The sequence below is a fragment of the uncultured Pontibacter sp. genome (assembly GCF_947502515.1).
Lineage (GTDB): Bacteria > Bacteroidota > Bacteroidia > Cytophagales > Hymenobacteraceae > Pontibacter.
In genome coordinates this window covers 67,428-85,732 of record NZ_CANNAI010000003.1, presented here as the reverse complement: position 1 = coordinate 85,732, position 18,305 = coordinate 67,428, and the positions used below count along the sequence as shown (strand labels likewise).

At 49.7% G+C, this 18,305-nt stretch carries 18 protein-coding genes; 6 read left to right on the top strand and 12 right to left on the bottom strand.

What is annotated here, in order from left to right; translation table 11 throughout:
• Window positions 1-115 precede the first annotated feature (115 nt).
• From Q1A54_RS09520 to Q1A54_RS09510, 3 genes are all read right to left on the bottom strand, one after another.
• On the bottom strand, window positions 116-571 hold the full coding sequence (locus Q1A54_RS09520; RefSeq protein ID WP_196118426.1) for a cold-shock protein: 456 nt from the start codon (window positions 569-571) through the stop codon (window positions 116-118).
• 52 nt (window positions 572-623) lie between these two features.
• A complete protein-coding gene (locus Q1A54_RS09515; RefSeq protein ID WP_007653367.1) occupies window positions 624-851 on the bottom strand; it encodes a hypothetical protein in 228 nt (75 codons plus the stop codon).
• A 136-nt stretch (window positions 852-987) separates the two neighbouring features.
• Window positions 988-1,179, bottom strand: a complete 192-nt coding sequence (locus Q1A54_RS09510; protein ID WP_076671102.1) for a cold-shock protein — start codon at window positions 1,177-1,179, stop codon at window positions 988-990.
• Between the two features lie 589 nt (window positions 1,180-1,768).
• On the opposite strand from Q1A54_RS09510, the gene Q1A54_RS09505 reads away from it, so the two are divergent.
• Together Q1A54_RS09505 and Q1A54_RS09500 are read left to right on the top strand one after the other, a co-directional pair.
• Window positions 1,769-2,587, top strand: coding sequence for a prephenate dehydratase domain-containing protein (locus tag Q1A54_RS09505; protein WP_196118428.1), 819 nt, complete (start codon window positions 1,769-1,771; stop codon window positions 2,585-2,587).
• 55 nt (window positions 2,588-2,642) lie between these two features.
• Window positions 2,643-3,827, top strand: coding sequence for a bifunctional 3-deoxy-7-phosphoheptulonate synthase/chorismate mutase type II (locus Q1A54_RS09500; RefSeq protein ID WP_299987057.1), 1,185 nt, complete (start codon window positions 2,643-2,645; stop codon window positions 3,825-3,827).
• On the opposite strand, the gene Q1A54_RS09495 is transcribed toward Q1A54_RS09500, so the two are convergent.
• The 4 genes from Q1A54_RS09495 to Q1A54_RS09480 all read right to left on the bottom strand — a co-directional run bounded on the left by Q1A54_RS09495 (window position 3,739) and on the right by Q1A54_RS09480 (window position 10,786).
• Window positions 3,739-4,998 carry an MgtC/SapB family protein gene (locus tag Q1A54_RS09495; RefSeq protein ID WP_196118430.1) on the bottom strand — a complete coding sequence of 420 codons (1,260 nt, stop codon included), beginning with the start codon at window positions 4,996-4,998 and terminating at the stop codon, window positions 3,739-3,741. The two genes, Q1A54_RS09500 and Q1A54_RS09495, sit on opposite strands and share 89 nt — an antisense overlap.
• Window positions 4,999-5,113: 115 nt before the next feature.
• Window positions 5,114-6,448 (bottom strand): TolC family protein, encoded by a 1,335-nt coding sequence (locus Q1A54_RS09490; protein WP_196118432.1) that lies wholly within the window; start codon window positions 6,446-6,448, stop codon window positions 5,114-5,116.
• A 53-nt stretch (window positions 6,449-6,501) separates the two neighbouring features.
• Window positions 6,502-9,618 (bottom strand): efflux RND transporter permease subunit, encoded by a 3,117-nt coding sequence (locus Q1A54_RS09485; RefSeq protein WP_196118434.1) that lies wholly within the window; start codon window positions 9,616-9,618, stop codon window positions 6,502-6,504.
• Between the two features lie 79 nt (window positions 9,619-9,697).
• Window positions 9,698-10,786 (bottom strand): efflux RND transporter periplasmic adaptor subunit, encoded by a 1,089-nt coding sequence (locus tag Q1A54_RS09480; RefSeq protein WP_299987054.1) that lies wholly within the window; start codon window positions 10,784-10,786, stop codon window positions 9,698-9,700.
• Window positions 10,787-11,000: 214 nt separating this feature from the next.
• Here Q1A54_RS09480 and Q1A54_RS09475 point away from each other — a divergent pair, with 214 nt between their 5' ends.
• Window positions 11,001-11,336, top strand: coding sequence for an MGMT family protein (locus tag Q1A54_RS09475; RefSeq protein ID WP_196118439.1), 336 nt, complete (start codon window positions 11,001-11,003; stop codon window positions 11,334-11,336).
• 83 nt (window positions 11,337-11,419) lie between these two features.
• Here the strand turns inward: Q1A54_RS09475 and Q1A54_RS09470 are convergent, their stop codons facing one another.
• The 4 genes from Q1A54_RS09470 to Q1A54_RS09455 all read right to left on the bottom strand — a co-directional run bounded on the left by Q1A54_RS09470 (window position 11,420) and on the right by Q1A54_RS09455 (window position 14,060).
• Complete coding sequence (locus tag Q1A54_RS09470) at window positions 11,420-11,953, bottom strand: hypothetical protein (RefSeq protein ID WP_299987053.1); 534 nt, start codon at window positions 11,951-11,953, stop codon at window positions 11,420-11,422.
• A gap of 17 nt (window positions 11,954-11,970) precedes the next feature.
• Entirely contained in the window at window positions 11,971-12,402 is a 432-nt protein-coding gene (locus tag Q1A54_RS09465; RefSeq protein ID WP_299987052.1) for a hypothetical protein, read from the bottom strand.
• Between the two features lie 8 nt (window positions 12,403-12,410).
• On the bottom strand, window positions 12,411-13,478 hold the full coding sequence (locus Q1A54_RS09460; protein WP_299987050.1) for a DUF5700 domain-containing putative Zn-dependent protease: 1,068 nt from the start codon (window positions 13,476-13,478) through the stop codon (window positions 12,411-12,413).
• 78 nt (window positions 13,479-13,556) lie between these two features.
• On the bottom strand, window positions 13,557-14,060 hold the full coding sequence (locus Q1A54_RS09455) for a DUF2306 domain-containing protein (protein ID WP_299987048.1): 504 nt from the start codon (window positions 14,058-14,060) through the stop codon (window positions 13,557-13,559).
• 575 nt (window positions 14,061-14,635) lie between these two features.
• Between Q1A54_RS09455 and Q1A54_RS09450 the strand changes: the two genes are divergently transcribed.
• The 3 genes from Q1A54_RS09450 to Q1A54_RS09440 all read left to right on the top strand — a co-directional run bounded on the left by Q1A54_RS09450 (window position 14,636) and on the right by Q1A54_RS09440 (window position 17,805).
• A complete protein-coding gene (locus Q1A54_RS09450) occupies window positions 14,636-15,745 on the top strand; it encodes a histidine kinase (protein WP_196118454.1) in 1,110 nt (369 codons plus the stop codon).
• A 110-nt stretch (window positions 15,746-15,855) separates the two neighbouring features.
• Entirely contained in the window at window positions 15,856-16,593 is a 738-nt protein-coding gene (locus Q1A54_RS09445; RefSeq protein WP_299987045.1) for a LytTR family DNA-binding domain-containing protein, read from the top strand.
• A 177-nt stretch (window positions 16,594-16,770) separates the two neighbouring features.
• Window positions 16,771-17,805, top strand: a complete 1,035-nt coding sequence (locus Q1A54_RS09440) for a hypothetical protein (RefSeq protein ID WP_299987043.1) — start codon at window positions 16,771-16,773, stop codon at window positions 17,803-17,805.
• A 15-nt stretch (window positions 17,806-17,820) separates the two neighbouring features.
• On the opposite strand, the gene Q1A54_RS09435 is transcribed toward Q1A54_RS09440, so the two are convergent.
• On the bottom strand, window positions 17,821-18,195 hold the full coding sequence (locus tag Q1A54_RS09435) for a cupin domain-containing protein (protein WP_299987041.1): 375 nt from the start codon (window positions 18,193-18,195) through the stop codon (window positions 17,821-17,823).
• Between the last annotated feature and the right edge of the window lie 110 nt (window positions 18,196-18,305).

The window sequence follows — 18,305 nt, the reverse complement described above, 5'->3', positions numbered from 1 at the left end:
AAATCTCCTGCAGTCAGCATAATGGCTGACAATAGCAGGAGATTTTCAGATTATAATCACCTAAGTTAAACCGGTTGGCTTAAGCTACATTTTGAAGCTTTTGAGCCAGAGGGGATTACGCCAGTTTAACGTTAACAGCATTCAATCCTTTCGGGCCTTTCTCAACCTCAAAAGTTACACGATCATTTTCCTTGATCGTATTCACCAAGCCATTCTGATGCACAAAGACACGCTCTTGGGTCACGTGGTCCTGTATAAAGCCATAGCCTTTCGACTCGTTGAAAAAAGAAACGGTGCCTTTACGGATCAAGTCAGCCGGGTCGATCTCGGCCTGCTTGGCCACACCGATCTGGATGTCTTCCTGTTTGATGTCTTTTTTCTTCTTTGTAGGGTCTGGCGGCGTATCAGTGATATTGCCGAACTCATCCACGTAGGCGAACATTTCCTCTACGTCTTTGCCCTTGTCAGAATTAGCCTTGCGCTCCTCGCGCTTCTGCTCTTTGTCTTGTCTTTTCTTAAGTCTCTTCTTCTCTTTTTCTTTTTTACTGAAGGTTTCTTGTGATCTACCCATATATGCTGTTAAATGATCTATAAAATGATGGTATGCTGGTATGCAGGCTTTTTTAGTACCTGAACAGGAAATTTGTGCCGTTGCGAATCCACTTTTCAAAAAATGAATTGTCGTTATATTCGCCGGTTACAAGCTCGAAGTCGGGTTGGTCTTTGTTTGTACGAGAGTTCATGAACTTTGGGAGGGAATCCTGATTGTTTGGGGTCCAGTCCTGTCCTTTCTGGAGGGCTACGCAGATGTACTCGCGAGTGGTAGTGTCTACCAGGTATCTTCTATTCATCGTAAGGAGGGGTTAGGTGAAACATTGCCAGGGCGGCATTATAATAACGGGGGAGTGGTGCAAAACATGCACAACGAAATGAAAAAAAGCCTCACCCGCAGGTAAGGCTTTTTTCGAAATGACTTATATCTGAAAACTAAGCACGCTTAACGTTAACCGCGTTTAGTCCTTTTCTTCCTTCTTGCAGGTCAAAAGTCACTTTGTCGTTTTCCTGGATTTCATGTACCAGGCCAGTCACGTGTACAAAGTACTCCTGATCTGTGTTGTCTTCCTTAATAAAACCAAAACCTTTCAGGTCATTAAAGAATTTTACTGTTCCGTTATTCATTCTGTGTTGTTTAATTATATACCTACTACATAGTGGAAGGCATATAGGTTCATTTATTTTTTTACAATGTACGATAAAAATTTTACAATTGCGAGGCCGTATCCGTTTTATAGACGGGTCTGTAGACACTGTTGATCTTTGTGAATCAGATAAAGTGCGTCTGCAAGCTTTAAAAGCAGATATATGATGCGGTGGCTGAAGAAATATTCTGAAATATAATTACTTAAGAAGACCTGCATTCGCCAAAAAGAAGCGAAAATAAATTGGCGTTCTGTGAAAAGTCTCTATATTGGCGGTTGAAATGAACAAGCAACAGAAATCTTATACCTTCTTTTTTTACTTTTTTCCTCCAAAGGACTGAAGCGGGAAAAGGTATATGTAACCATACAGAGGCCCCGCAGCAAGCGGGGCCTTTTTTATTTTAGACTAGCACGAGAGATGCATCTTACACAACAAAATTTCTATAGCGGCTTTGGTTTTAGCTTTTACTTTTTTGGTAAACGCCCGGGGCTGTATTGATTATACTTTAAAGTAAGTTATCACCAGCGCCTCGGAGTATTTCTTCGGGGCGCTTTTTTTTTTGATTCATATGAAAATCGCAATTCAAGGTATAGCGGGAGCATTTCATGAAGAGGCTGCCAGACTTCGGTTCAGCCACGAACCTATCGAGATAGTGCCTTGCCTTACTTTCCGGGAACTGACAGCAGCAGTTGCCTCCGGCTTGGCTGACAAAGGCATCATGGCAATAGAGAATACCATCTCAGGCACTATACAACCTAACCTGGAACTGATCAGGGAGCAGCAACTTTGGATCAGCGACGAAGTGATCATGCGTATTCGCCAGCATCTGGGCGGGGTGCCCGGATCGTCGCTTCAGAGCATCCGCAAGGTATACTCCCACTACATGGCCCTTAACCAGTGTCGGCCCTTCTTCGAAGCTTACCCCGAGGTTGAGCTGATCGAGTCGGAGGACACGGCGCTGAGCATACGGGATGTGGCCATAACAGGCTCCACAGAGATAGCGGCCATCGGCAGCGCGCTGGCCATCGCCCGAAACGGCCTGATCGTGCTCGGCAAAGAGATCGAAGCGAGCAAGCAAAACTATACCCGCTTTTTAATATTGGACAGGTTACCGCAGACGGTCACTGCCTGCAATAAGGCTTCTATCTGCCTGGTGTTGAAATCGGATCCAGAGGCTTTTACACAAGCCATGACACTGCTGCACGAGCGGCACATACATCTTGCTAAAATCGAGTCGGTGACTATACCTGGTCAGCCATGGCATTATCGCTACTATCTGGACCTGCGCTTTGAAGAAGTAGGGCAGCTGGATAAACTGCTCTCTGACATCGAAGCACTTGCTGTATCCATTCAATTGCTGGGGAAATACACAGCGCATACGCTATAACTGAATGATTATGTTCAATCCATCAACACGCATCCAAAGCTCCGGAACGAAAGCTATGAAAGACGGAATTACGATCGCTCAAACTAATATGAATATGAAATCTGTAGGTAAACTAAACACCCACGAACAGCCGCTCATTATAGCGGGACCTTGCAGCGCTGAAACAGAAGAGCAGGTGCTGGCCACCGCCCACCAGCTGAAGGACGCAGGAGTAAGTATTTTCAGGGCTGGCATCTGGAAACCAAGAACACGCCCGGGCTCTTTTGAGGGAGTAGGTACGCCCGGGCTTGCCTGGCTGAAGCGGGTGCAACAGGAGACGGGCTTGCGTGTAGCAACAGAAGTAGCCAATACCTTGCATGTAGAGCAGTGTCTGCAGCATGGCATTGATGTGCTGTGGGTTGGTGCACGCACCACGGCCAATCCATTTGCCGTGCAGGAAATTGCAGATGCCCTGAAAGGGGTGGATATACCAGTGTTGGTCAAAAATCCTGTTAACCCGGATGTGCAACTGTGGCTGGGAGCCATAGAACGATTGGAGAAAGCAGGTATAAGTCAGATTGGTGCCATACACCGGGGCATCTCGCCGCTGGGCAAATCCGTGTACCGCAACAATCCAGAGTGGAACATGCCCATGACTCTGAAGGAGCTGCGCCCTGACCTGATGCTGATCAACGACCCCAGCCACATTGCCGGTAACCGTCAATTGCTGGCAGGTATAGCCGAAACAGCACTGGCGCTGCACATGGACGGCCTGATGATAGAAACGCACATAAAGCCGGAAGCTGCCTGGAGTGATGCTGCTCAGCAGATAAGCCCACAGGCGCTCACAGAACTACTGGCGAAGCTGCGCGGTCGTCCACTGGACGCTAATACCAGATCGGCTGCTGATCTGAGCGACATGCGCCACTCCATTGATTACATTGATGAGCAACTAATTGACCTGCTGAGCTACCGCATGCAGGTTGCCGCTGAAATAGGCCTGTATAAAATGCAGCATGGCATGGCTGTGCTCCAGGAAGAAAGATGGGCAGAGCTCCTGGAAAAGCACGCCAGCCTTGCCTCGAGCAAGAATCTCAATGAGGAGTTTATCACGCAGCTGTTCGACCGCATCCATCAGGAGTCGGTGAGGAGGCAGCATGGGGTGCTGCCGCTTATACCTGCAGGGTATAGCCTTCAGGCCACCACCACAGCACCAGAAGTCCGCCCAGCAGCACAATGCCAAACAAGAGCGATATTTTAGCGAGCAATCCTTTGTTTCCTAAAAAGCCAACCAGGGCACCTTTGAAGGCAATGTTGGAAAGTCCGGCCACCAGGATCACGCGCCAGCCACTTTCAGGGGACAGGTTGCCCAGGTTCATCAGTCTGGAAGTAGAGAGAGTAATGGCATCTACATCGGTCAGGCCCGAAATGATGGCGACAATGTAAAGACCGCTGTCCCCCAGGTAGTCTGCAGCGGCAGCAGTCGCCAGGATTACGAGTCCGTAGACAGCGCCGAAGACAAGGGCTGCCTTAAGCTGCGCCGGGTTTTCCTGCTCAGGCATCTGGTCGCTTTCCTCCTTGTTAGCGAAGTAAGCTACCAGGCCTGTCACGACCATGAGCGCAATAACCGCTAGTAGGGGAGGAGCTACCGCAGGCAGGGTAGTTGGCGCTACAATGACAACCTCCGTCAGAATGCGGATGAAGGAAACTGTGGAGGCGATGAAAATAACAATCGCAGCCATTTGCCCACTGCCCTTCGCATTTTTGGTTCGGCGGGCGTAGCTTACGGTGGTAGCTGTGCTGGAAATAAGTCCACCGAGCACACCACCCAGAAAGGTGCCTGCTCTGTTACCGAATATTTTATAGACAAAATAGCCCAGCAGACCGATGCCAACAATCAGTACTACCATCAGCCAGATGTTGTGCGGGTTCAGTACCTGGTAAGGTCCATATTCTGTATTCGGGAGTATCGGCAGGATGACAAGGGAGATCACGACAAACTGCATGATGGCTGTCAGGTCCTGCTGGCCGATGCGGGCCACGATTCCGTGCAGGGTAGCTTTCAGGTGTAGCAATACCGCTACGGTGGCACCCAGGGCTACGGCTACTGTTTTGCTGCCGAACACCAGGTATGCGCCGATTACATACATCAGCAGGAGAGCAGCCTCTGTTGTCTGACCTATATCAGGTATAGGCTCCCTCTTTTTCAGCAGATTAGCCGCTACCACAATGGCCGCAGTAGCCAATAGTCCGGCCCCCACGATCCAGCCACCAAGTTGCTGAGCCATTAAGGCTGTAAGGCTACCAAAAAGTGTAATGAGGGGGAAGGTACGTATACCGGCAATCTGTGCATTATCATGCTGGCGCTGAAGGCCTACCAACAGGCCTAATCCCAGTGAAATAGCAAGTACTTGGAAGAGTTCCTGTTCCATGCAGGCGGTGTGGTGACAGTGGGTGTAGTGCTAAGATACTGCCCTAAATGATAAAAGTATAGCCTGGGCTATACTTTTATCTGATGGTTACAATATATACCTAATGGTATGGTGGTTAATTACTGTCCTGCAGCAGTGTGCTGCTGATGCGTTTCAGTTCTGTTTCAGCAGCCTTTGCCTGGAACTGGATATCGATCAGGCGGTTTTCTGCTACAAGTTGGTTACGCTGCGCTTCCCGTAGCTCAATAGCCGTCAAAAGACCCAGACGATAGCGCTCCAGGGCAATGGCGGCATTCTCCTGTGCCAATTTCAGGTTTGTTTCCTCTAGTTGCAGCAGCTGCAGGCGGTTGCTGTACTGGCTATACGCCCTTGCCAATGCGGCATCCAGCAGGTTCTGCTGACGCTGGTACTCCAGGTTGGCCGATTCCAGGTTTATGCGGGCATTCTGTGCCATCCGGTTAATGTTAAGCCCGTTGAAGATAGGCAGGCTAACACTCAGGCCATAGTTATAACCACGGTTCTGGTTAAACAGGGGCGAGAATTCATTCAGGGGCTCGTTCTCTGAGCGGTTGAAGTTATAGGCGCCTACCACACCGATCACAGGGAAGCGGCTGGCGCGAACGGCTTTGATATCCAAGTTGGCAATCTCCCGGTTAATTTTCAGACGCTCCAGAAGTGGGTTGTTAGCCAGCATACCTGCATCCGTATTCTTATAGCTCAGGTTCGGGTCTACTACGATCGAGTCTATCACAACAAAATCGATATCCGGGTCACGGCTGAGCAGTTGGTTCAGGTTGATCTTTGCATTCTGCAGCGCTTCCTGCTGCACCAGTAGCTCTGAGCGGTCTGTGTTAAAATCTACCTGCGCGCGCAAGATCTCCACCTTGGCGCTCACGCCCACTTCGTACTGTGCCTGGGCTATGTCCACCCGCGCCTGCGAGATGGCAATAGCGTCTTCAATGGCCTGCATCTTTTCTGACTGGCGCACCACCTCAAAATAGTTGTCAGAAATAGCGGCAAGTGTGTTTTGCACTGTCTCGCGGGTAAACAAGATGCCGGACTTCTCGAGTGCTTTCAGACGTTCATAGTTGATAAACATACCCATACCGTCGAAGATGGTCCAGTTCAGGTTGATGCTTCCGTTGATGTTGTTGGAGCTGGCACCGTTACGTGTACGGTCCGGGCCTGTCTGAAAGGACTGGCGGGAGTTGTTCTCACTAAAGGTACGGCCTCCACGAGCGTCCACATTCGGAAGAAAGCCAGCATTGCCACGGGTCACGTTGTTTTCGGCAATGGCCTCCTGTCGGGTGGCAATCTGGATGTCGTAGTTGTTTTGAAGCCCAATGCGAACGGCATCTTGCAGCGAAAGCTGCTCCTGCGCGGCAAGTTTGTTAGGGAAGAGCAGCACTACTCCGAGTAGGAACAGTGCTGCAACTCTAAGTGGGGACATTATATTAGAATGCAAAAGTTTAAATCTTAGCGTCAAAGATTAGATTTCAGATATTATTTGCTTAGAACAGGCTCTCTTTCCTGCTTGCGCTCTTTTCTGCGTTCCAGCTCTTCCTCCTCGTCTTTGTCTGACATCAGGGCAAGGTTTGCTTCAGCAGATGAGAAGAACGAGTAGATAGCTGGAATGATGTACAGTGTCAGACCGGTGGCGAAGATCAAACCACCCACCACGGCTATACCCATCGAAACACGGCTCTCAGAACCAGCACCCAAGGCCAATGCGATTGGCAAAGTACCCAGGATCGTGGACAAACTCGTCATCAGGATAGGGCGGAAACGGGATACAGCGGCTTCACGGGCTGCTTCCAGCTTGGTCAGTCCCTGTTCCTTTTTCTGGTTGGCAAATTCCACCAGCAGGATACCGTTCTTGGTTACGAGACCTACCAGCATGATCATACCAATCTGGCTGAAGATGTTGAGTGTCTGGTCGAAGTACCACAAGCTCAGCATAGCACCCGCCAGGGCCAGAGGCACCGTGAACATGATAATGATCGGGTCGCGGAAGCTTTCGAACTGTGCTGCCAGGGCCAGGTATATCAGACCGAGGGCGAGCAGGAAGGCGAACATCAAGCTGCCCGAACTTTCCTGGAAGTCTCTGGACTGCCCGGTAAGGGAAGTCTGGAATGTCTCGTCCAGCACATCTTTGGCGATAACGTCCATGGCCTCTATACCATCACCAATGGTATAGCCCTTATTAAGGGTGGCACTGAAGGTGGCTGCGGCAAAACGGTTGAAGCGGTAGATCTGAGGCGAAGAGCTTTCTTCTTTTAGCTCGATCAGGTTGTCTAGCTGGATTAGTTCACCTGCATTGTTCTTCACGTAGAGGCTACGCAGGTCAAGCGGCTCACTGCGGTTCTCACGGGCTACCTGTCCCAGGATCTGGTACTGCTTGCCGCCGCGCACAAAATAGCCGAAGCGCTGACCGCTCAGGCCAAGCTGCATGGTTTGGGCCACGTCGCGTACGCTTACACCCATCGACAGGGCTTTCTCGCGGTCAATCTCTACACGCAGTTCAGGCTTGTTGAACTTCAGGTTTACATCCACAAAGTTAAACTCCGGACTCTGGCGGGCTGCCTCCAGGAATGGAGGGATGATCTCACGCAGCTTGGCCATACTCTGGGCCTGCACCACATACGATACCGGCTGTCCAGCACCACGTCCACCACCAAGGCCTTTGTCACCAGCAGCGAAAGCACGGGCACCTGGTATCTGGTTGAGCAGGGCGGGAAGCTCCTCTACAATCTGCTGCTGCGATTTATCACGGTCTTGTGGGTCTACCAGGCGCAGGCGTATGAAACCTGAGTTGGAGTTACGCGTCATGGTGGTCATACTGCTAATGCCCTGTACCGAGTCGTTTACAAGGGCCGAAAGCTCGTTCATATACCTGTCCATAAACTCGAAGGAAGCTCCTTCAGGACCAGTGGTTTGAATACGAAGACCACTTCTGTCTTCATCTGGCGTCAACTCTGAGCGCATGGTGGAGAACTGCCACCAGATAATGCCAGCCGATAAGATGACCAGCACAAAGGCCACCCAGCGGTAGGTCAGGAAGCTATTCAGACTGCTTCTGTAGGCATTCGTCAATCCTGCAAAGAAAGGCTCCGTTTTGCGGTAGAACCAGTTTGGCCTATCGCGGCGCTTCAGCATGCGCGATGACATCATCGGCGTTAGCGTGAGCGAGACGAAGGAGGAAATGATAACAGAACCTGCCACCACGATACCAAACTCGCGGAAGAGACGACCGGTCGTGTCTTCGAGGAAGGCAACCGGCATAAATACCGCCGCCAGCGCAATGGTAGTGGAGATAATGGCAAAGTATATTTCCCCGGCCCCTTTCTTGGCCGCCTTCATCGGTTCCTGCCCGTCCTCTATACGGGAGTAGATGTTCTCGAGCATTACGATGGCATCATCCACTACCAGACCAATGGCCAGTACGATACCCAGCAAAGTGAGCACGTTGATGGAGAAGTTCATCAGGTACATGATAAAGAAGGCACCGATCAGCGAAACAGGTATAGCCACTACCGGAATGATGGTAGAGCGCCAGTCACGCAGGAAGAGGAAGATGATCACCACTACCAGACCGAAGGCGATGAAAATGGTTTCCTTCACCTCCGCAATGGAAGCTCTTACATATTTCGAGTTGTCAAAGCCAATGGTGAGCTCCAGATCTTCCGGAATGTCTTTTTTGATGAATTCCAGTCGGCGGTAGAACTCGTCAGCGATTTCTACCTGGTTTGTGCCCGGCTGCGGAATGATCACGACACCGATCATAGGTACGCCATTGTAGCGCAGTACCGTCTTCTCGTTTTCAGGGGACAGCTGTGCGTAGCCGATGTCGCGGAAGCGGATCAGGCGGTTGGCGTCTTCACGCACTACTAAGTTGTTGAATTCTTCAGGCGTAGAGATACGGCCCATGGTTCTCACTGAAAGCTCTGTTGTAGCGCCTTCGATACTACCTGATGGCAGCTCCACGTTCTGGCGGGCCAGTGCGTCGCGTACTTCCAGCGGAGTAACCTGCAGAGCAGAAAGCTTGTCAGGGTCCATCCAGAGGCGCATGGAATAGCGCTTGTCACCCCAGATGTTGATGGCACTCACACCCGGTATTGTCTGCAACTGCTCTTTGAACACGTTCTGACCAATATCAGAAAGGTCCAGCAAAGAGCGTGTCTCGCTGCGTATACCCAGGAAAATGATTGGGTTGGCATCCGCATCGGCTTTGGATACAGTAGGTGGCTCAGCATCCTCTGGCAGGCGGCGCTGCGCTCTCGATACGCGGTCGCGCACGTCGTTGGCGGCTGCCTCCAGGTCTATGCCCAGGTCAAACTCTACGGTAATGTTACTGTTGCCCTCGCTACTCGAAGATGTAAGCGTGCGTATACCGGCAATACCGTTGATGGACTCCTCAAGCGGCTCTGTGATCTCCGACTCGATCGTTTCGGCATTGGCACCGGCATAACTGGTCGATACGTTCACGATCGGCGGGTCCACGCTTGGATACTCGCGCACGCCCAGGTAGGTGATACCGATGATACCGAATACGATGATCGTGATGCTCATCACGATGGCGAGTACCGGGCGCTTAATACTTATATTTGATAAACTTGCCATAAATTTCTTTTACTATACAGACCAGGAGACAGAACAAAGGTTCATGTGCTCCTCACTCATGCTAACGCTGCAACAGACGTTATTGTGCATCTCCAGATGTTACTACTCTTCTGATATTCAAATCAGAACCGGGGCGTGTCTGCAAAATACCCGAGCTGATAATGGTGTCGCCGGGCTCTACTCCTTCAATGATCTGAATCAGCGTTTCGGAGCGTTGGCCAATCTTTACCATTTTGGGCTGGGCCTTCCCGTTCTTAGCCAGGAATATCTTGTGGCCCGTTGCTTCTGGTATGATGGACTCTGTTGGGATAAGAATGGCCTCGTCCATATCTTCCAGGCTAAGGCTCACCTTTACGAAAGCACCAGGCTTGATTTCCTGGTTCTTGTTTTCGTAGAGGGCACGCAGCTGCAGGGTGCGTGTAGCTGGGTCGATATTAGGCTGTATGGCATAAACGCGGGCCTCATACTGCTCTGCGCTGCCTTCGGAGGTGAACGTGATCTTGTCACCTACCTTTACGGACTGGCTATAGCGGCCAGGTATAGAAAAGTCAATTTTAACAGGGCTGATATCCACAATGCGGGCAACAGGGGAGGTTGGGGTTACATAGCTGCCCTCACTCACCTGACGCAGACCAATCACGCCATCAAAGGGAGCGCGTACATAGGCTTTGTCCAGTGTTGCCTTCAGTGCCTGGATATCGGCTGTTGCAGTTGCCAGCTGGTTGCTTACCTGGTCATACTCCTGGCGGCTGATGTATTCTTTTTCGAGCAGGGTGCGCTGGCGCTCTTCCATGTCCTGGTACAGCTTCTGGTTCGACTGTAGCTTGGCTAACTGAGCACGCAGGTCTGCGTCGTTCACTGTCATGAGCAACTGTCCTTTTTTTACCTGGCTACCTTCTTTGAAATTGATATTGGTAACACGGCCAGATATTTCGCTGCGCAGCTCCACGTCCTCGTTAGGTATAACGGAGCCGGTAGAGGTGATCTTGTTCTGGAAGGCTGTAGGTGATACTACAAATACATCCACGGCTACTTTCTGGGCCATTGGACCACCTGTAGGCCCGCTTGCTGTTGCTGTTTCGTTACCAGAAAACACTTTATTGTACAGCAGGTAACCAACAACAGCGGCAACTACCAGGAGTAGGATTGTTTTGACAGTTTTGTTCATTTAAGTTTAAACTTCGATTAAGGTGATCTTACCTCAAAGGTATAAAATTAAGGTTTGTATTTAACGTATAGACAATATCGAAAAACGACTAAATTTACATGCTTATCATGGTATAATAAAGCATGCGGTAGACGAACTCTACCAACAGACACTATTGTAAGACAAACGGCAGCTTCAGAGGTTTAAAAACGAAAAAAAGAAATTGTACAAAGGTATGAGTGACAGCAAGAAAAACTTTTTTGAGGATGTCTATGAGGTAGTTAAGCTGATCCCTGAGGGGCGGGTAACCTCCTATGGGGCCATTGCCAGCTACCTGGGTTCAAAGGGATCAGCCCGCATGGTGGGCTGGGCACTGATCGCCTCACAGCCTTTCACCGCCATACCTGCGCACCGGGTTGTCAACAGGGTAGGCATGCTCACAGGCAAGCAGCATTTCGAAGCTTCCAATGCCATGCAGGAGCGCCTGGAGCAGGAGGGGGTGAAAGTGGAGAATGACCAGGTGGTGGAGTTTGAAAAGCTGTTTTGGGACCCGGCCAGGGAGCTGATGTGAGTTTAGGAGGCAAGCCTTGTTTGGTGGGTATGCTTCGTTAGTTCATACTATTGCATAACATTCGTATCTGCGGCGGTACTCAATTACCTTTCACGTACTTTGATCGCTCTTTGCAGCCGGGGACGGTTATAACGCTGCACCAGGATGGGGTATACGTTCAGAACCACATTCAACGCAATCAACCATAGCGACTGCTTTAATCCGTAGTCGAATGCCACCCATACAGAGCATCCAAGGACGATGAAGAAGATGATCAGGTGCCCGCATTCTGATTGTCGGGTATTGTATTCGAGTTTCTCTAATGCTTGCAGGTCTTTCTTAACGGGGTTGGCTGCCTTGTGGAGCTTTTCCCACCCAACCCATACCAGTAGCTTCCGGAAGGTGTTGACGCCTAACCAGCTGTATACCTCACCATGCTTTTCCCAGTTTTTGTGCTTATAATAAGTAGCTGTCAGCTTAGGTTTAAATGTTTGCATAAGCGACGACACGCTCATCATCAGCATAAAATTCAAAACCCAGGCAAATGAAAAGGAAGTAACGCCCAGCAGATAGGCGACTACCACGATCGTGCCGACCGAAATCAGAGAAATTAAGAAAGTGCTCAGGTACTTAGACATGGATGCAATTAGAGAATCTACCGCTGTAGTGTGATTACCCAGCTATCTTCATTTGGAGGCTGGTTATTGACAGTGAGGTCTTCAACCTTTTGCGTGCGTGGACAACACTCCGACGGGCCGATGCTGGATATAGCGAGTCTGATCGTATCTGTCTGGTCTAGCGCGGTGATGTAGTATTCCGTCACTTCCGGGGCCAAAGCCACTACCACATAATTGGCCTCAGCTCTAAACTGTACAGGCTGCCTGGCACCGTTTTGCATATAGTATACCTCCACATCATCCAAGTCAAGCTGCGCGTCGCTGCCAAACAGCAGATCCTCTCCACTTTCAGCAGACTTGATCGTAAAAGCAAAAGCTTCATCTGAGAGGCAGTCTATTCCTTCGCATTCATCTTTACAGGCGAACAGAAAGGGGAGGAGCATGAGGAGAAATAAGTTAAACTGTTTCATAGTTAGGGTTAGTTAAGCTGTTTTGCGCTTGACTCTACTTCTTTCAGGTACGCAATCGACTCCTTTGAGAACTGCACCGGTTTTGCCTTATCCTTTTTTGCAGCCCTGTTGTACAGGTAAATAAACTGAAAGGGATTGTCGATGTTGGAGATAAGCTTCTTCTTCAACCCATTGCGTGCGATCACATCGGCCATGTAGAAGCCAGGTATATGACCGCTCATGCCGATCACCTGCTGTTTTATTTGCTGGCTGGTATAGGCTTTGGTGCCTGCCGCCATCTCACGAATCGCTTCGTCTACCTTTGGCAGTTGAGTCTCGCCGAGCTGCAATAGATAGTTGCCCCATCTCATGTCTTCCGGCATGTTTTCAGACATGGTAAAGTGTTTGTCGATCAAGTCGGGGGCACCTTCGTTCAGCAGCAATTGCAGCATCAGGAGCAGGTTTTCGTCTTTCTCTGCCACGGCATATTTCTTTTGGCTTCTGACTGCGTGGTGGAGTTCATGGCCGCCCAGGATACCGTAATTCTCCCGATCATACACATAGGTTCCCCACAGGGTCAGGACTACATTGCCATGATTGGCCACTGCGTCGTTGCCCAATGCGTTAAAGTATAGCGTAAGCTCCGGTCTTGTGTGGTGCATGCGCTTTGGCAGCATCGAGTAGGTCTTCGCATACAGCGAGGCAAGGTAAGCCTCCTGGTCATGGAGTATCTTTTGCAGGTACTCCCGCAACTGCGGCTCGTTGGCTTTGTTAAAGTGAATCAGGTACGTGTTGTAGTGTTGCTGCGGATCTTGCAGTCGCTCCTGCAACAGACTGTCGTGCTGTGGCATGTATACCACTTCCATGTCCTTGCGGAAGCGGTTGAGGTACTTATCGTTATAGCCTTGGTTCCGGATATACTGATTGTTTCCCTCTAAGCTCAGAAAGTTTTTCCAAAGCTCGTCGCTTACAGTTCTGCCTTGACGGAGGCTGTCTGTCAGTTCGAAGTAGCGTGTTGCCGCCTCGGCGTCTATCTTCTGGGCCTTAGCGATACAGCTGCAGGTGAGTAGGATTAGTAGAGTAAAGAGTGTTTTCATGTGAAAGGATTAGGTGATTGTGTTGGGTAACGTCTCGTCTCGTGCTATAATGTGGGTAAGGCGTAGCCGAAGTGTGTATTATGCACTTTGTTGGCAGTAGAGCTTCTGCTCAAAGTATTTGGTCCAGATCTTTTCTTTTTTCAGGATAAAAGCAGTTCCTACTCCGAAGATTGTGGCAGTTGCAATTCCAACCATGGCAAAGAAAGGCTTATCTGGTATCCGCACACTTAACTCTGATGCAAATGCTGCATAGAGCCCTAGGACTGAATAATACATAAACCAAACATGAACAGCTTTATACTTTCTTGGGAGATTCCTAAGAAACAAGGGTGCCATTCCCAATGCCAATGTCAGGGAGCTAACAATAGCCATTATATGAAACACCCCAAATCTTCCAGTCAAATTGTAGATACCAAGTGCAGACCCACAAACTAAAACCATGGCAAAAATATAAACATAGCCTACCCTTTTATGCTGTACTGTACCTTTATTAGCAGCTAGAACAAAAGCACCAGCTATCATAGCCAATAAGGCAACAGCCAAATGGAACCAGCCTAAATTGGAATTTACAAAGCCATACATTTTCGATAAGTTTTAGTTATTACCTATTTTAAGCTCGACTGGATAATTAAAATTCTGTGTTACTATTAATTAGCATTGCTGCCAACTATCTGCAAGCAGCTATACCTATTCCCACTCGCTGCACTTTGTAGGGTGTATTTCAGTGATATTTACAGCGTTACCGATCCAAACTGTATACCACTTCACTAATATATGGATAATTCTGATGTATCATATACCTCGGAAATGAAAAAGGCGCTACCATACCGGCAGCGCCTTTTACCACTCTAACAAATCACTGTCGGCATGAGCCCGGAGGCTACACTGCTGACAACGGCCTTATTACAGCCTACAGAAATCTCTATGCAGCACTAAGGGGCTTCTGTATTCCCCGATAGTGATGCAAGTATAGGCACTGCTTCACTCACAATTCTGACTTTTAGACAAGCGACCGTTTCGGATGCCTTTACAGCAGGTATAGCACCCCGCAGGCTGTACACGGTATGATGGCTGCACTTCGGGTGGCAGGTATAGCCGCTCGTCTAAAAGCGCCTGTCGGTTAGGGACTTGATGCGCAGAAAACGTAACTTTGCAGCATGGAAGTAAAAATGAACGCAGCGCGCGAACTGGAGGTAAAGGAGTGGAGTCTGCCCGATGTGCGTAATATTACTCAAAACAGGCTGCTGCTGCACCTGCTTTTCTGGGCAGTATACGTCTGTTTTTTCGGCCTGCTCTATGGCAGCTATATCGACGACTACTACAATGCCTTCATGATCGAACTCATTGAGCTGCCGTTCAAGATGCTGCTGGTTTACTTCAATATGTACTTCCTGATGCCGCAGTACCTGCTGCAGAAGCGTTACCTAGAGTTTTTCGTATACCTGCTCCTGATGATGGGGGCCATCGGCATCCTGATGCAGTTTGTGCTGATGCCATTACTCATTCACCCGCTCATCTGCCCCACCACCTGCACCAACGACAACCTGACGCTCTACCGTTTTGTGCGCAATACCGTGAACCTGGGTTACCTCGTATCGATCTCGGCGACGATTTACCTGCTCAAAAATTGGTACCGCGATCAGCAGGCCACGCAGTCACTGGCACAGGACAAGCTCGAGGCTGAACTCAAGTTCCTGAAAGGACAGATCCACCCACATTTCCTATTCAACACCCTCAATAGTCTGTACTCGCTCACGCTTCGTAAGTCCGAAAATGCGCCGGAGGTGGTGCTGAAGTTGTCGGGTCTGATGGACTATATGCTCTATGACGCCGCAGCTGCAAAGGTGCCGCTGGAAAAGGAACTGAACTACATCCAAAACTACATCGCCCTGGAGCGCATTCGCTACGGTGACCGTGTGGATATCACCTATTCCGAGTCGGGAGGTATAGCTGGCAAGCAGATTGCCCCTATGATGCTGCTGCCTTTTGTGGAGAATGCCTTTAAGCACGGCGTGAGCACCGAGACAGAGAATGCCTGGATACGGATAGACGTGAAAGTGCAGGGAAATACACTGGCTGTGCTGGTTGAGAACTGCAAATGCGGTGAAAAAGCGAGTGAGAGCAACCGGGATTTTGCATCAGGTATAGGTCTGAAAAACGTGCGACGCAGACTGGAGCTGCTTTACGAAAACAGGTATAGCCTGGAAGTAGAGGACGAGCCAGAGAGCTACGCCGTGCGCCTGGAGCTGGACTTGAGACAGGGGTAAATAGTTTGAACTTAACAGCCCTGCCCATGTGGGAGTGACTGGCTAACGTATAAACCAACACATCAGCCCGGTCTAACACACAATATGAATAAGCCATACCTGAATAGAACATGAAACTACGCTGCCTGATAGTAGACGACGAGCCCCTGGCGCTGGATGTGCTGGAGACTTTTGTGGAACGCCTCGACAACCTGGAGCTGGTGTGCCGCTGCAGCAATGCCGTGGAAGCCTACAATTGCCTGCAAACCGAGCACATCGACCTGATATTTCTCGATATCCAGATGCCTAAGCTCACAGGTATAGATTTTCTGAAGTCCATACCCAACCCGCCCAAGGTGATCTTCACGACCGCCTACCGCGACTACGCCCTCGACAGCTATGAGCTCAACGCCGTGGATTACCTGCTCAAGCCCATCGCCTTCGACCGCTTCCTGAAAGCCGTAGCCAAGGTGACGCCCGCTGAGCCTAAAGGTATAGCAGGCCTACCCGCAGCGGTAAGCCACGCAGAGCCGGATTTCAGGGACGCTTTTATCTATTTAAAGGCCGACAAAAAAATGGTGAAGGTGATGCTGGCGGATATACTCTACATCGAGAGCCTGAAAGACTACATCCGGGTAAAGACCGACACAAAAGAAATCATCTCGTACCAGAAGATCTCGTTTCTGGAGGAGAAGCTGCCGACGGACAAGTTCCTGCGCATTCACCGCTCTTTTATCATCTCCCTTGACAAGGTGCAGGCCTTCTCCCCCACTACCGTCGATGTAGGTAAAGCCGAAATCCCGATTGGCCGCCTCTACAAAAATGAAGTGCTGCAGGTGCTCGGACAAAACAACCTGCTGGAATCCTAGATTCTGATGATGAATAATCAGGAATGAATTATGAATAATTAGAAGGGGTGATGAAGAAGAAAATTTATTCCTGCTTTGCATCATAAACTTGAATAGCAGGTTTAAGGTATAAGTCTCCAAGGTATAACTGCCTTCTTCCCCAATCATTCATTACTCACTATTCATTATTCATTCATTTTGAACTCCATCTCCAAAAAGAAGCAGTTTTATCCGATTGCTACTTGCCTGCGCAACTACCTGCACGAATACGACCGGGAGACGAAACTGCCGGTGCGTTACGAAGACCTGATCCACTACACCGACTCTTTCCCTTACTATGACAAGAAGGGGCACGACACACTCTGGGAAACAATCATGTTTGACCAGCAGGAGCAGGCGGAGTTAAGCAAGGGACTCACACAGATCTACGCCCTGCTCAAAACCGATGGCGATATGTCGGTGATGGAGCACCTGTACGTGTCGCGGGTCGATTACTGCACCTTTGGCAATTCCAATCCATTCCGGGTGCAGATCATGAACCAACTCAACGACAACTACGACTACTTTTATGTGAAGCGTGCCGATGCCTCCCGCATTTATGGCCTGGAGCTGGAGTATATTCTGTCACCAAACCGCATCAACTACCTTGTGGATGGCGATACACTGATTGAAGAGCACATTGCAGGTATACCGGGCGACCTCTTTATAAAGGAGTACCTGAACAGGAAGGGCACGAACAAGGTGCGGATTGCCAAGGAGTTTGTGAAGTTTAACGAACGATGCTTCGTACGCTTGCTCGGCGACATGCGCTCTTATAATTATGTAGTGGATATCACGCCTGATTTTGAGGATGAGCAGTACCGCGTGCGCCCCATCGACTTTGACCAGCAATCTTACGAAGGGCGCAAGTCAATGTACCTGCCCCAATTCTTTAAAGACAATAACGTGATCGTGGACCTGGTACTCACGCTGCTGAAACCGGATGTGATCAAGCAGTACCAGAACGAGGAGCGCACGCTTATTTTCCGGCGTCTGCGCACGGCCCGCTACCGCCTCAAAGACCTGATCGACTGTATGCGCGGTGATACTATTTCCACACCTGAAAAGATAGAGCAGCTGAAGCAGGAACTGGCCCAGCATCATAACTCAGACGAGTTTCTTAAATGCGAGGGCATGGGCGACCTGGTGCGGCTCAACCTCAAAACCATTATGAAAAAGGCGAAGATCAGGTAGGGGCTATACCTGGCACTATAGTCGCTCCAGGTCAGTGCGGGTGCGCTCGCTATCGGTCAGGTTGCCGGTATTGACTGTGGAGGCGGGCTCAAAGAGCAGCACTTCTGCTTCGTCATGCGCTACTGGCCGATGCTCTACGCCACGGGGCACGATCAGAAACTCGCCGGGCTGCACCGTAATTGTCCTGTCCCGGAACTCCATATCGAAACTTCCTTTCACGACCAGAAACAGCTCGTCTTCGTGCTCGTGGTGGTGCCAGTCAAAAGCGCCCTTGAACTTGGCCAGCTTCACCTGCTGTCCGTTTAGCTCTCCGGCAATGCGCGGATTCCAATGGTCGGGTATCAGGGCGAACTTCTCTGCCAGGTTTACTTTTTCTATTTTCTGGTTCATGCTATACCTGTTTTAGATAGAGTTGACGAATATCATTTAAATTTATTTGGACTGATTCTAAATAGGGCTTACCTTTGTGTCATTCAAAATAAGACAACAAGCGCCACTAC

Coding starts and splice junctions, on each gene's coding strand:
- Q1A54_RS09520 (WP_196118426.1), bottom strand. CDS start 571: ATGGGTAGATCACAAGAAACCTTCAGTAAAAAAGAAAAAGAGAAGAAG.
- Q1A54_RS09515 (WP_007653367.1), bottom strand. CDS start 851: ATGAATAGAAGATACCTGGTAGACACTACCACTCGCGAGTACATCTGC.
- Q1A54_RS09510 (WP_076671102.1), bottom strand. CDS start 1,179: ATGAATAACGGAACAGTAAAATTCTTTAATGACCTGAAAGGTTTTGGT.
- Q1A54_RS09505 (WP_196118428.1), top strand. CDS start 1,769: ATGAAAATCGCAATTCAAGGTATAGCGGGAGCATTTCATGAAGAGGCT.
- Q1A54_RS09500 (WP_299987057.1), top strand. CDS start 2,643: ATGAAAGACGGAATTACGATCGCTCAAACTAATATGAATATGAAATCT.
- Q1A54_RS09495 (WP_196118430.1), bottom strand. CDS start 4,998: ATGGAACAGGAACTCTTCCAAGTACTTGCTATTTCACTGGGATTAGGC.
- Q1A54_RS09490 (WP_196118432.1), bottom strand. CDS start 6,448: ATGTCCCCACTTAGAGTTGCAGCACTGTTCCTACTCGGAGTAGTGCTG.
- Q1A54_RS09485 (WP_196118434.1), bottom strand. CDS start 9,618: ATGGCAAGTTTATCAAATATAAGTATTAAGCGCCCGGTACTCGCCATC.
- Q1A54_RS09480 (WP_299987054.1), bottom strand. CDS start 10,786: ATGAACAAAACTGTCAAAACAATCCTACTCCTGGTAGTTGCCGCTGTT.
- Q1A54_RS09475 (WP_196118439.1), top strand. CDS start 11,001: ATGAGTGACAGCAAGAAAAACTTTTTTGAGGATGTCTATGAGGTAGTT.
- Q1A54_RS09470 (WP_299987053.1), bottom strand. CDS start 11,953: ATGTCTAAGTACCTGAGCACTTTCTTAATTTCTCTGATTTCGGTCGGC.
- Q1A54_RS09465 (WP_299987052.1), bottom strand. CDS start 12,402: ATGAAACAGTTTAACTTATTTCTCCTCATGCTCCTCCCCTTTCTGTTC.
- Q1A54_RS09460 (WP_299987050.1), bottom strand. CDS start 13,478: ATGAAAACACTCTTTACTCTACTAATCCTACTCACCTGCAGCTGTATC.
- Q1A54_RS09455 (WP_299987048.1), bottom strand. CDS start 14,060: ATGTATGGCTTTGTAAATTCCAATTTAGGCTGGTTCCATTTGGCTGTT.
- Q1A54_RS09450 (WP_196118454.1), top strand. CDS start 14,636: ATGGAAGTAAAAATGAACGCAGCGCGCGAACTGGAGGTAAAGGAGTGG.
- Q1A54_RS09445 (WP_299987045.1), top strand. CDS start 15,856: ATGAAACTACGCTGCCTGATAGTAGACGACGAGCCCCTGGCGCTGGAT.
- Q1A54_RS09435 (WP_299987041.1), bottom strand. CDS start 18,195: ATGAACCAGAAAATAGAAAAAGTAAACCTGGCAGAGAAGTTCGCCCTG.